8 protein-coding genes are annotated in these 13,191 nt (G+C 75.7%); 4 read left to right on the top strand and 4 right to left on the bottom strand.

What is annotated here, in order from left to right; all coding sequences use genetic code 11:
* Positions 1-23: 23 nt before the first annotated feature.
* Together JOE43_RS14160 and JOE43_RS14155 are read right to left on the bottom strand one after the other, a co-directional pair.
* Positions 24-317 (bottom strand): hypothetical protein, encoded by a 294-nt coding sequence (locus JOE43_RS14160; protein ID WP_209518591.1) that lies wholly within the window; start codon positions 315-317, stop codon positions 24-26.
* Positions 318-320: 3 nt separating this feature from the next.
* Positions 321-545, bottom strand: a complete 225-nt coding sequence (locus JOE43_RS14155; protein WP_209518589.1) for a DUF3107 domain-containing protein — start codon at positions 543-545, stop codon at positions 321-323.
* Between the two features lie 106 nt (positions 546-651).
* Between JOE43_RS14155 and JOE43_RS14150 the strand changes: the two genes are divergently transcribed.
* Both JOE43_RS14150 and JOE43_RS14145 read left to right on the top strand, forming a co-directional pair.
* Positions 652-3,816, top strand: coding sequence for an ATP-dependent DNA helicase (locus JOE43_RS14150; protein ID WP_209518587.1), 3,165 nt, complete (start codon positions 652-654; stop codon positions 3,814-3,816).
* Complete coding sequence (locus tag JOE43_RS14145) at positions 3,813-7,115, top strand: ATP-dependent DNA helicase (RefSeq protein ID WP_209518585.1); 3,303 nt, start codon at positions 3,813-3,815, stop codon at positions 7,113-7,115. Before JOE43_RS14150 ends, JOE43_RS14145 begins: the two co-directional genes overlap by 4 nt.
* A gap of 15 nt (positions 7,116-7,130) precedes the next feature.
* On the opposite strand, the gene JOE43_RS14140 is transcribed toward JOE43_RS14145, so the two are convergent.
* Positions 7,131-8,132 carry a phosphotransferase gene (locus JOE43_RS14140; RefSeq protein ID WP_209518583.1) on the bottom strand — a complete coding sequence of 334 codons (1,002 nt, stop codon included), beginning with the start codon at positions 8,130-8,132 and terminating at the stop codon, positions 7,131-7,133.
* A 74-nt stretch (positions 8,133-8,206) separates the two neighbouring features.
* Between JOE43_RS14140 and nudC the strand changes: the two genes are divergently transcribed.
* Complete coding sequence (gene nudC, locus JOE43_RS14135; protein WP_209518581.1) at positions 8,207-9,139, top strand: NAD(+) diphosphatase; 933 nt, start codon at positions 8,207-8,209, stop codon at positions 9,137-9,139.
* The gene (locus tag JOE43_RS14130; protein ID WP_209518579.1) at positions 9,136-10,848 is read left to right on the top strand and encodes an ATP-dependent helicase; all 1,713 of its coding nucleotides are present in this window, start codon (positions 9,136-9,138) and stop codon (positions 10,846-10,848) included. The genes nudC and JOE43_RS14130 overlap by 4 nt, the downstream gene beginning before the upstream one ends.
* 847 nt (positions 10,849-11,695) lie before the next feature.
* Here the strand turns inward: JOE43_RS14130 and JOE43_RS14125 are convergent.
* A complete protein-coding gene (locus JOE43_RS14125; RefSeq protein ID WP_209518577.1) occupies positions 11,696-13,105 on the bottom strand; it encodes a zinc-dependent metalloprotease in 1,410 nt (469 codons plus the stop codon).
* Positions 13,106-13,191 lie beyond the last annotated feature (86 nt).

Here is a 13,191-nt window from a genome sequence, read left to right as displayed (position 1 = left end):
ACGGCCCCGGCCGCCCTCGCCGGTCAGGCGCCCGCGGCCACCCGCTCGTAGAGCTCGGCGTCGGCTCGGCGTCGCCGGGTCACGAGGCCCCGGGCGACGAGCAGCCCGGCGACCGCCGGGAGGGCCAGGGAGACGACCCAGATCCAGCCGCCGTCGGCCCGCCAGCCCACCTGGAGCAGGAGCTCCCACACGACCGCCGCGACGATCGTCGCGACGCCGGGCACGAGCAGCACGCCGCGCGTCTCGCGGGCGGGCAGGACGGCGTGCAGCACGAAGCCGATCAGGGCGCCGCCGAGGCAGACGAAGAGGAGCTCCACGGGTCAGCCGACGAAGCCGACCCGACGGCTCTCCTCCGTGCCGACCTCGACGTACGAGAGCGACGCGGTCGGGACGAGGTAGGTCTTGCCCTTCGAGTCGGAGAGGGTGACGTACGACTTGCCGCCGTCGAGGGCCTGGGCGACCACGGCCTCGACGTCGGAGGCGCTCTGCGACGTCTCGAAGCTGATCTCACGGGGGCTGTTGGCGATGCCGATTCTGATGTCCACGACGTCACGATATCCGACGACGCCGGGTCGGGCGTGCCCCGTTCACTGTGGGCGCAAGCAGTCCGCCCGACGCGCTCCGTCGGTGGCGGCCGGTAGCGTCGACCCCATGGTGGCGACGGCGTTCCGACCGGTGACCGACGATGAGCGCGTGGCGCGCGTCGTCGAGCTCGACGCGTCCCAGCGCGCCGTGCTCGACCTGCCCGACGGCGCGTCCGCCGCGGTCATCGGCGCCCCCGGCAGCGGCAAGACCACCACCCTCGTCGAGTTCGTCGTCGACCGCCTGCAGCGGCGGGGCTGGGCCCCCGGCTCCGTGCTGGCGCTGTCGCCGACGCGCACGACCGCCACGCGCCTCCGCGACGTCCTGGCCGCGCGCGTCGAGGTGCCGACGCCGGGCCCGCTGGCGCGCACCGTCGCCTCGCTCGCCTTCGACGTCGTCGGCCACTCGGCGCGCCTCGCGGGGCAGGCGCCGCCGACGCTGCTCACCGGCGGCGACCAGGACAGCGTCGTGCGTGCCGTGCTGGAGGGGCACCTCGCCGACGGCGGCGGGCCGGCCTGGCCCGACGAGCTCGGCCCGCGCGTCCGGGCGCTCCGCGGCTTCCGCACCGAGCTGCGCGAGGTCCTGATGCGCACCACCGAGCAGGGTCTGTCGGGCGACGACCTCCGCCTGCTGGGCGACCGGTTCGACCGGCCCGCCTGGCGGGCCGTGGCCGACTTCGCCGACGAGTACCACGCGGTCGTCGACGGCCTGGCCGGCCGCCGCCTCGACTCGGCCGAGCTCGTCGACTTCGCCGTGGCGGCCCTCGACCGCGGCGAGACGGCCCCCGCCGTCGACGGCCTCCGCGTCGTGCTCGTCGACGACGCCCAGGAGGCCACCCGGTCGACGGTCGCCCTCCTCCGCGCCCTGGTGCGGCGCGGCGTCGCGGTCGTCGCCCTCGGCGACCCCGACCTCGCGACGACGGCGTTCCGCGGCGGCAGCCCCGACGTGCTCGGCCGTCTCGCGCCGCGGCTCGGCCTCGACCGGGTCGAGACCCTCTGGCTGACCCGGGTGCACCGGCACGACGACGCCCTGCGCGAGCTCGTCGGCCGGGTCACGGCCCGCATCGGCACGGCCGCCGCCGGGCGGCAGCACGCGGCCGACGCCGCCGGTCCGACGACGGAGGAGGGGCCCTGGCGCGACGTGCCGCCGGTGGTCACCGTGCAGGCCGACAGCCCCGCTCACGAGGTGTCGGGCGTGGCCCGGCTGCTCCGCGAGCACCACCTCCTGCGCGGCGTCCCGTGGGCGCGCATGATGGTCGTCGTCCGCAGCGGCGGCCAGGTGACCACGGTCGCGCGCAGCCTCCAGCTCGCCGAGGTGCCCACGCGGACCCCGGTGGCGGGCCGGGCCGTGCGCGACGAGCACGGGGCTCGGCATCTCCTCCTCGCCGCCTCGGTGGCGGTCGGTCGTGACCCGCTCACGGCCGACGTGGCCGCCGACCTGCTGCTCGGCCCGCTCGGCGGGTTCGACCCGCTCTCGCTCCGGCGCCTCCGCCTCGCCCTCCGGGCCGAGGAGCTCGCGGGCGGCGGCACGCGATCGGCCGACGCCCTGCTGGTGGAGGCCCTCGGCGCTCCCGGGCGCTTCGTGACGATCGACTCGAGGCCGGCGGCCCGCGCCGGGCGGGTCGCGGCCAGCCTCGACGCCGCCCGTCGGGCCGCCGACGAGGGGGCGAGCATCGAGGAGGTCCTCTGGGGGCTGTGGGAGCGCTCCGGTCTCGCGGCCGAGTGGTCGACCCGGTCGGCCGGGCGCGGGATCGTCGCCGCCGAGGCCGATCGCCACCTCGACGGCGTCGTCGCCCTCTTCACCGCCGCCAAGCGGTACGTCGAGCGCACGCCCGAGGCGCCCGCCGTGGGGTTCCTCGACGCCCTGCTCGACGCCGAGGTGCCGGAGGACACCCTGTCTCCCCAGGCCCCGGCCGACTCCGTCCTCGTCTGCACCCCCGCCTCCGCCGTGGGCGTCGAGGTCGACGTGGTCGTCGCGGCCCGGGTGCAGGAGGGCGTCTGGCCGAACCTCCGCGTGCGGGGCGCCCTCCTCGGGCCCGACGAGCTCGTCGACGCCGCCGAGCGGCTGCGCGCGGGCGAGCTGGTCGGCCCCGCCCCGGCCGCGCCGACCGACGCGCGCGCCGGCGTCCTCAGCGACGAGCTCCGCATGTTCGCCCTGACGGTCTCGCGGGCACGCCGCCAGGTCGTCGTGTCGTGGACGGCCGACGACGCCGAGGGGCCCTCCGTCTTCTCCCGCCTGCTGCCCGCCGACGTGCCCCGCGCCTCCGGCGGTCACCCGCTGTCGCTGCGGGGGCTCGTGGGCCACCTGCGCCACGCGCTCGTGACGACGCCGAGGGGCGTCCGCGGCGACGCGGCGGCCCGGGGCTTGGCCCAGCTCGCCGAGGCCGGCGTCGCGGGGGCCCACCCGGGGCAGTGGTACGGCCTGGCCGAGCCCACGACGACGGCCCCGCTCGTCGACCTCGCGGTGCCCGAGACGCACGTGCCCGTCTCGCCGTCGCAGCTCGGCTCGTTCGAGGAGTGCCCCCTGCACTGGTTCGTCGACCGCTTCGGCGGCTCCGCCCCGAGCGCGGCGATGGGGCTCGGCACGGTGCTGCACGACGTGATGGAGCACGCCACGGCGACCGACGTCGAGTCGCTCTGGGCCGCGGTCGAGGAGCGCTGGGGCGAGCTCGAGTTCGAGTCGCCGTGGATCGCCGAGGCCGAGAAGAGACGAGCGCGGCAGATGACCGAGAGCCTCTCGTCGTACCTGCGCGACTTCGAGGCCTCCGGGGCGGAGCTGCTCGCCGCCGAGTCGTCGTTCACCCTCGACATCGGCCCGGCCCGGCTCCGCGGGGCGATCGACCGCGTCGAGCGCACCGCACAGGGCGCGGCCGTCATCGTCGACCTCAAGACCGGTCGAGCCGTGCCCACCTCGCCGCGCGCCGTGGCGGAGCACCCGCAGCTCGGCAGCTACCAGGTCGCGCTCGCCGACGGGGCGATCGAGGAGGTGCCCGAGGGCACGGCACCCGGCGGCGCTAAGCTCGTCATCGTCTCGTCGGGGGTGCGCGGCAAGCTGTACCGCGAGCCCGCCCAGGCACCGTTCGACGCCGAGACCCTCCAGGGCTTCCGCGACCGGGTGACCGACGCCGCGGAGGGCATGGCCGGGCGCGTGTTCATGGCCCGGCTCGACGAGCACTGCGAGGGGCGCAACGGCGGCACCTGCCGCATCCACGTCGTCGGGGAGGTCAGCTCGTGAGCGTCGCGACGCCAGGCCCGACGACGGGGCTCTCCGACGCCCCCGCCCGAGGCCTCCGCTCGGCCGTCGAGATCGCCGAGGTGCTCGGCTTGCCCCGCCCGACCGCTGAGCAGCAGGCCGTCATCGAGGCCCCCCTCGAGCCGGCCCTCGTGGTGGCGGGTGCCGGCAGCGGCAAGACCGAGACCATGGCGAACCGTGTCGTCTGGCTGCTGGCCAACGGCCTGGTCGGCGTCTCCGAGGTGCTCGGCCTCACCTTCACCCGGAAGGCCGCGGGCGAGCTCGGCGAACGGATCGAGCGCCGCGTGCAGCAGCTCGGGGCCGCGGGGCTGCTCGGCGACGACGTCGACCCGTTCGACGCCCCGACCGTGTCGACCTACAACGCCTTCGCCAACGGCATCTTCCGCGACAACGCCCTCCGGGTCGGGCGCGAGAGCGAGGCCCAGGTGCTCGGCGAGGCGTCGTCCTGGCAGCTGGCGCGCTCGCTGGTCGTCGCCAGCACCGACGACCGGCTCGCCGGGCTCGGCCGCAGCGTCGACTCGCTGACCGAGGCCGTGCTGCGCCTCAGTCACGCGCTGAGCGAGAACGTCGCCGACGCGGCCGACGTGGCCGACCTCGCCGAGCGGTTCCTCGACCTCGCCGGCCTGCCGTCGACGAAGGGCACGCCGTACAAGTCGGTGGTCGACGCCGTGGCGGCCGTCGCCGCCCTCCCTCCGCTGCTCGAGCTGGCGAGGGCGTTCTCGGACGAGAAGGCGCGCCGCGGCTTCGTGGAGTACTCCGACCAGGTCGCGCTCGCGCTCGAGGTCTGCCAGACGGCGCCCGACGTGGTGACCGAGCTGCGCGCACGCTTCCGGGTGGTGCTGCTCGACGAGTACCAGGACACCAGCGTGGTGCAGACGACCCTCCTGTCGCGCCTCTTCGCTGGCACGGGCGTGATGGCGGTGGGCGACCCGCACCAGTCGATCTACGGCTTCCGCGGCGCCTCCGCCGCCAACCTGGGGCGGTTCCCGGTCGACTTCGAGGCCGCGCCGGGCGCCCTGTACAGCCTGTCGACGAGCTGGCGGAACGCCTCGCGGGTGCTCGACGCGGCCAACGCCGTCGTCGCCGAGCTGGCCGCGGCGGCCGAGGGCGCGGTCGCCGAGCTCAGCCCGCGCCCCGCTGCCCCCGAGGGCCGGGTCGAGGTCGTCTTCGAGCAGACCCTGCCCGCCGAGGCGGAGCGCGTGGCCGCCTGGCTGCAGCGCGAGCTCGACCCGGCACGGCACGGGGGTGCCGAGCCGCGGACGGCGGCGATCCTCTTCCGGTCGAAGAAGACCGTGCCGGCGTTCGTCGAGGCGCTCGCCGCGCGCGGCGTGCCGTACCACGTGCTCGGCGTCGGGGGCCTGCTCCAGCGGCCCGAGGTCGTCGACCTGGTGTCGTGCCTGCGCGTGCTGCACGACCCCGCGGCGGGCTCCGAGCTCATCCGCCTCATGGCGGGCGCGCGGTGGCGAGTCGGCCTGCACGACATCGCCGTGCTGCGGTCGGTCTCGTCGTGGCTCTTCTCCCACGACCACGCCCAGCAGCAGCTCGACGACGAGGTCGCGGCGGGCTTCCGCGCCTCGGTCGCCGCGGGCGAGCACGGCTCGATCGTCGACGCCCTCGACTTCGTGACGACCGCTCCCGACGGCCACCGCCAGCTCGCCGACTTCAGCCCCGAGGGGCTCGCGCGTCTCCGGCGCCTCGGCTCGCAGCTCGCCTTCCTCCGCGGCCGCGTCGGGCTCGACCTCGTCGACCTCGTGACCCTCGTGCAGCAGGAGATGCTCCTCGACGTCGAGGTCGGCGCCGCGACCGGCCAGGGGCACGGCGGAGCCTGGTTGCAGGCCCTGGAGGACGAGCTGGCCGGCTACGTCGCCACCGACGAGTCGGCGACCCTCGGGGGCTTCCTCTCCTGGCTCGCCGCGGCCGAGCGACGCGACGACATGGGCCCGCGCTCGGAGGACGGCGAGCCCGGCACGGTGCAGCTGCTGACCGTCCACGGCTCCAAGGGCCTCGAGTGGGACGTCGTGGCCGTGCCCCGCCTCGTCGAGGGGGAGCTGCCCGGCACCTCCCGGGAGGGCGTCGGCTGGCTCGGCTTCGGCGAGCTGCCGTTCGAGTTCCGCGGCGACGCCGCCGAGCTGCCCCAGCTCGCCTGGCGGGGCGTCGACGACCAGAAGGAGTTCGACCAGGGCCTCGCCGCGTTCCGGGCCGAGCTCGTCGAGCGGCACCTCGCCGAGGAGAGGCGCCTCGCCTACGTGGCCCTCACGCGGGCCCGCGACGCCGTGCTGCTCAGCGGGTCGTTCTGGTCGACCACGGTCAAGCCCCGGGCTGCCAGCCGCTACCTCCGCGAGCTCGTCGACGCGGGGGTCCTGCCGCCGGGCGCGCTGCCCGAGCTGCCCGACGACGACGAGAACCCCCTGGCCGACACGACCCGGGAGCTCGCCTGGCCGATCGACCCGCTCGGCCCGCGCCGGGCCGCGGTCCAGGGAGCGGCGGCCCGGGTCGGCCGCGAGCTCGCCGCCCGCGCCGCCGATCCCGACCGACCCGACGTCGTCGACAGGCCGTGGTCGGCCGACATCGACCTGCTGCTCCGCGAGCGCGACGCCATCCGGGAGCGGGCGGGGTCGATCGACCTGCCACAGCGCATCCCCGCCTCGCGCTTCAAGGACTACGTCAGCGACCCGGCCGCCGTGGCGGCGTCGCTGCGCCGCCCCCTGCCCGAGAGGCCCTACCGGGCGACCCGGCTCGGCACGCTCTTCCACGAGTGGGTGGAGGAGCGGTACCGGCCGACGGGGCGCGCGGAGGTCCTCGACGCGTGGGCCACCGAGATCGACCTCGACGACGAGCGCGTCGGCGGCACGGCGGGCCTGGTCGACCCCGACGACGCCCGGCGCCTCGTGGAGCTGCAGCGCACCTTCGAGCGCTCGCCGTGGGCGGGCGTCGAGCCGGCCGAGGTCGAGCTCGAGGTGCACCTGCCGCTCGGGCGCCGCACCGTCATCTGCAAGATCGACGCCGTCTTCGAGCGCGACGGGCGCTGGCAGGTCGTCGACTGGAAGACGGGCGCCGCGCCCGTCGACGCCGCCGACCTCGAGCTCCGCCAGCTGCAGCTCGCCCTGTACCGCGAGGCCTGGGCGAGCTTCCGGGGCGTGCCGGCCGAGAGCGTCGACGCCGTCTTCTACTTCGTCGCCGACGACGTGGTCGTCGAGCCGCGGCACGTGGCCGACCGCGCCGAGCTCGTCGCCCTCTGGGAGGCGGTCGAGGCCGGGCGGCCGACGTCGAGCGCGCGGTAGGGCGCCGGCGTCGGCCTAGGAGTGTCGGCGCTCCGTCGAGGCGAGCAGCTCCTCGACGCCGTCGAGGTCGAGGGCGGCGGTGCCGCCGGCGCCGATGCCGCCCTGCGACCCGGCCTGCAGCCGGTCGACGAGGTCGGTCATCATGCCCACGGCGTCGTCGACGACCGCGGTGCTCTTCGTGCTCGTGCCGTGCAGCAGCCACTTGGCGAGGTCGAGCTCGCGGTACAGCGTGGCCCGGTGGCGCAGCTGGTGGTCGCTCGTGCCGCGGGCGGCGTTGTAGGCGTCGAAGGCGGAGTCGATCGCCTCGCGCCCGGGGGCGCCGAGCAGCCAGGCGAGGTCGCGCGCCGGGTCGCCGACCTGGAGGTCGTGCCAGCCGAGCACCCCGCTGACGGCGTCGTCGACGACCAGCACCGACGACGCCTCGAGCGAGGCGTTGACGACCGTGGGCTGGAACTGCCAGAGCACGCTGTCCTGGATCGCCGCCTCCCACCGCTCCAGCAGCGCGGCCGGGAGCAGCCTGGTCGACGCGGCCCGGTCGACGAGGGCCGCCGACGACCGCATCGCCTCGAAGGGGGTGTGGCTCGTGAGCCCGGCGTCGGTGACGAAGCTCGTCGGGAGCGAGTGGATCGCGGCGATGCCGCGGCCGAGGGCCGTGGGCAGGCCGGAGCCGGAGGTGACCTCGCTGCTGCGGAGGTGACGCCCGGGCACGAAGTCGTAGACGATGCCGCGCGTGCGGCCGATGGGGGCCTGGCCCCGGTACTGCGGCACGGCGAAGGGGAGGCGGCCGCGGACCCCGGCGCTCAGGGCGCGGAGCGCGACGAGGTCGGCGGACTGGGTGGCCTCGGCGCGCTGGCTGCGGGGCACCCGCACGATCAGCTGCTCGCCGTCGCTGCTGCCGACGACCGCGGAGTCGTAGTCGCCGCCCTGCGAGGAGCCGTGCGGCGACGCCGTCACGACGTCGAGCTCGGCGACGGCGGCCGTGGCCAACGCGGCTAGAGTGAGATGAGATCTGGCCATGCCCTCAGGGTAGGCCGCCGCGCCCGGTGCCACTCCGCGCGCCACGCTGTCAACTCGCGATGATTGGTCGTCCGATGCCCTCGCCGCTCACGCCCCGCCTCCCGCTGTCTCGACAGCAGGTCGACCGTGACTACCTCACCCGCGAGCGTCCGGGCGTCGTCGCCGAGCTGCTGTCGTCGGCCGACACGAGGGTGCTGCCCGTCTGGCGCGGCCGCACCCTGATGGCGACGCCGTCGGCGCTGGCCCTGCTCGAGCCCGACGCCCTCGGCGAGGCTCGCGACCACCTCTACCTCGGCCGCTCGCTCGACCCCGCCGCCGCCGAGCCCGTCGGCACCCCCGTCGTGGCAGCGCTGCTCGACGACGACCAGGCGGCCGCCCTCGAGCCCGACGACGACGCGTGGAGCAGCCCCCGCGCCACGGGCTCGACGCTCAGCGCCCGCGACGTCGGCCTGGCCGTCGAGGCCGTCGCCCTCGCGAACTGGCACGACTCGCACCGCTTCGCCCCGCGCACCGGCCGAGAGCTCGTCAGCGACAAGGCCGGCTGGGTCCGGCGCGACCCCGACGACGGCCACGAGGTGTTCCCGCGCACCGACCCCGCGATCATCGTCGGCGTCACCGACGCCGACGACCGGCTGCTCCTCGGCTCGAACGCCCTGTGGGAGTCCAACCGGTGGTCGCTCCTCGCGGGCTTCGTCGAGCCCGGCGAGTCGCTCGAGCAGGCCGTGCAGCGCGAGGTCTTCGAGGAGAGCGGGGTGAAGGTCGTCGACCCGCAGTACCTCGGTTCGCAGCCCTGGCCCTTCCCCGCGAGCCTCATGCTCGGCTTCCGGGCCGTCGTCGACGTCGCCGACCCGGGGGTGCTCGAGCCCGACGGCGCCGAGATCCTCGACCTGCGCTGGTTCAGCCGCGACGAGCTCGCGGCGAGCCTCGGCGACGTCCTCCTGCCCGGCCGCACGTCGATCGCCCGCGCCATCATCGAGGACTGGTTCGGCGGCGAGCTCGACCAGTGACGGAGGCCGCTGAGCTCATCGCCGGGCTCGACGAGCAGCAGCGCGAGGCGGCTCGTCGGCTGCTCGGCCCCGTCTGCCTGCTCGCCGGGGCGGGCACCGGCAAGACCCGGGCCATCACGCACCGGATCGCCTACGGCGTCGCGACCGGCGTGTACGCCCCGAACCGCGTGATGGCCCTCACCTTCACCTCCCGGGCGGCGGCGGAGCTCCGCGGGCGCCTCCGCCACCTCGGGGCCGGGGGCGTCTCGGCGCGTACCTTCCACGCCTCCGCCCTCTCGCAGCTGTCGTACTTCTGGCCGCAGACCATGGGCGGGCAGATGCCGCGCCTCCTCGACGGCAAGGGCAAGCTGCTGGCGCACGCCGCCGAGCGGCTCCGGCTCAAGCTCGACACCGCCTCGCTGCGCGACATGGCCGGCGAGATCGAGTGGCGCAAGGTCTCCCGGCTCACGATGGACGAGTACGCCCTGAAGGTGCCGTCGCGCTCGCTGCCGCAGTCGGTGTCGGTGGAGGCCGCGCTCGACCTGCACGCCGCCTACGAGGACATCAAGGACGAGCGGCGCCAGCTCGACTTCGAGGACGTCCTGCTGGCCACGGTGGGCATGCTCGAGCTCGAGCCCCGGGTCGCGCAGCAGGTCCGTGAGCAGTACCGCTTCTTCGTCGTCGACGAGTACCAGGACGTCTCGCCCCTGCAGCAGCACCTCCTCGAGCTGTGGCTCGGCGACCGCAACGACCTCTGCGTGGTCGGTGACGCCAGCCAGACGATCTACTCGTTCGCCGGGGCCTCCGCCGACTACCTGCTGGGGTTCGGCTCCCGGTACGACGACGCGACGGTGGTGCGCCTCGAGCAGAACTACCGCTCGTCGCGGCAGATCGTCGACACCGCCAACCAGCTCATGCGGGGCCGGCCCGGCGCCCTGCACCTGCACCCCGCGGTCGAGACGACCGGGCCGGTGCCCCCGGTGACGCAGTACCCGACCGACATGGCGGAGGCGCGGGGCGTGGCCCAGACGATCGCCGACGAGATCGCGTCGGGGGTCGCGCCGGAGGAGATCGCCGTGCTCTACCGCGTCAACGTCCAGGCGGCGGCGCTCGAGCGCGCGCTCTCCGACGTCGGCGTCTCGACGCGGGTGCAGGGCGCGACGCGGTTCTTCGAGCTGCGCGAGGTCAAGGAGGCGCTGATGATGCTCAAGGGAGCAGCCGTCAGCATCGTGGGCGAGCCGCTCTTCAAGACGGTCAGCGACGTTCTGCGCTCCCTGGGCTGGACGCAGGAGGCGCCTGAGCAGCGGGGCGCCGTGCGTGACCGGTGGGAGTCGCTGAACGCGCTGATGGGACTCGCGGAGGCCTCGCCCCCGGACACCACGCTGCGGCAGTTCGTCGACGAGCTCTTCGCCCGGCAGCAGGGGCAGCACGAGCCGACGATGGCCGCCGTCACCCTCGCGACCCTGCACTCGGCCAAGGGCCTCGAGTGGCGGAGCGTCTACCTGGTCGGCCTGAGCGAGGGCCTCGTGCCGATCAGCTACGCGCAGGGCCTCGAGGCGATCGACGAAGAACGGCGACTGCTCTACGTCGGCGTCACGCGGGCCCGGGAGCGCCTCCGGCTGTCGTGGGGCGCGGCGGGCCAGGGCCGGGGCGGCGAGCGTCGACCGAGCAGGTTCCTGGAGGAGCTCCGCATCCGCAGTCGCGACGCGGCGTCGTCCACGACCGCGTGACCTCGCCGGTCGCCCGGTCGATCCGGTCGACGGCCGCGGCGTCGTCGCCGGGGCCGTGGTCGGCCAGGCGGAGCAGCCGTCGCACCGCCGCCGCGGCCGCCTCGTGCACCACCAGCGACGAGAGGGGCGCCGGCGAGGCCGTCACGAGCTGACCCGCGAGGGCGGGCCACGCCGGGTCCGTCTCTCCGTCGTGGAGGTGCAGGCACCGGACGCAGGCCGTCACGCCCGGCACGACGACCGGCCCCACCCGCACCGAGCGGTCGCCCGAGCGGACGACGAGGTGGACGACGTCGTGCCGCACCCACTCCGCCGTCACGCACGGGTCGGGCACGAGCCCCGAGACGACCAGGCCGAGCCCGGCGGGCGTCGAGGAGGCGCTCCGCGGGTCGCCGGGGGAGCCCGCGACGCTCTCGGCGTCGACCCGCAGCACCCCGAGGCCCTCCGCCTGGGCGAGCCGCCCGACGGCGTCGGCGAGGGGCCCCGCCCCCGCGAGGCGCAGGAGAGGAGCCGCCGACCGGGGCCCGCGGTCGAGCAGGGCCGGCTCGAGCCGCTGCACCGCGGCGGCGACGGACCCGGCGTCGGCGCCGAGCTGAGCGGCGAGCGCGGTGACCCCGCCGTCGCCGCGACCGGCCACGAGGGCGGCGACCACCGCCTCCTCGACCCGGCTCACCCCGCGGAGCACGACGAGCGCGCGTTCGACCCCGATCTGGAGGGTGTCGGGGTCACGCCAGACGACGGGCACGTGGTCGGGCAGGCGGAGGGAGCGAGGAGCGGGCACGCCCCGAGCTTGCTGCAGCGGGGACGTGCGCCCCGCGTTGTCCACAGGAGCGCCCGGGCGGGCGCGAGGTCAGCGAGCGGGGGAGGGACCGGCGTCGGGAGAACCGTCGCCGTCGTCGCCGTCGGCCTCGACCGCGCTGCCGTCCGTGGACTCGCGGGGGCGGTCGTCGCCGGTGTCGGCGAGGAGGTCAGCGATGGCCTGGTCGACGTCGTCGAAGGCGGGCTCCGAGGCGGTCAGCCGGGCGACGAGGGCCTGGGGGTCGTCGATGTCGGCGTCGGTGGGGACGATGTCGGGGTGCGCCCACAGCGCGTCGCGCTGCTCGGCCCCGACGGCAGCGCTGACGGCCGACCACATCGCCGCGGCCTCACGGAGGCGTCGCGGGCGGAGCTCGAGCCCGACGAGCGTCGAGAACGCGGACTCGGCGGGCCCGCCGGCCGCACGGCGCCGGCGGACGGTCTCGGCGATCGCGCCGGCCTTCGGCAGGCGCGCGGTCGCCTCGGCGGTGACGACGTCGACCCAGCCCTCGATGAGGGCGAGCGTCGTCTCGAGGCGGGCCAGCGCGGCCAGCTGCTCGTCGGTCTTCGGCGGGATCAGCGCGCCGCTCGCGAGGGCGTCCTGCAGCTGCTCGGGCGACTCGGGGTCGAAGTCGACCGCGAGCTCCTCGAGGCGGCTCGTGTCGATGCGGATGCCCTGGGCGAACTCGCGGATGGACGAGATGAGGTGGAGGCGCAGCCAGCGTGCGTGCCGGAACAAGCGTGCGTGGGCGAGCTCGCGGACGGCGAGGTAGAGCTGCACCTGGTCGCGCTCGATGTCGAGGCCCTCGCCGAAGGCGTCGACGTTCTGCGGCACGATCGCGGCCTGCTGGTCGTCGAGGAGGGGGATGCCGACGTCGCCCCCGGAGACGACCTCGGTCGAGAGCTGGCCGACGACCTGGCCGAGCTGGAGCGCGAAGAGGGTGCCGCCCACGCTGCGCATGACCTGGCCGGCGCCGGCCAGGAGGGCCTGCATCTCGTCGGGGGCCTGCTCGGAGAGCACGCGGGTGAGGGAGTCGGCGATGGACTCGGCGACGGGCTCCGCCAGCTGCGTCCAGACCGGCATGGTCAGGCGCGCCCACTCGGCCCGGCTGACGAGCCTCGGGGGGACGGTGAGCTCGGCGACGTAGGTGACCTCGTCGAGCCAGAGCGCCGCGAGGGTGAAGGCCTGCTCGAGGGCCGCGGTGGCGGCCGGGTCGGCGGCGACGGCGGACGCCGTGCCGACGGCGGTCGCCTGCTGGGTCGCGACGCTCCAGTCGATGCCGTCGCCGCTGCGGCTAACGGCGTCCTGCAGCTGGCTCATCAGCCGGGCGACGAAGGCCGGGTCGGACGGCAGCCCCGCGGCGCCCGCGAGCTTCGACGGATCGATGTCGGAGCCGCCCGCCAGGAACTGGCGCAGCATCTCTCGGAACTCGTCCTCCGGGCCGCGCTGCGGTTCATCAGTCATGCTGACTACGCTAGCTGCTGGCCGCAGGAACAGCCTGGGTTCCGGCCGACGCCTCCCGGTCCGCCGCTGCGCCCGTGGCGAACACC

This window comes from Frigoribacterium sp. PvP121 (assembly GCF_017833115.1).
GTDB lineage: Bacteria > Actinomycetota > Actinomycetes > Actinomycetales > Microbacteriaceae > Frigoribacterium > Frigoribacterium endophyticum.
This window is presented reverse-complemented; position numbering and strand designations above follow the sequence as displayed.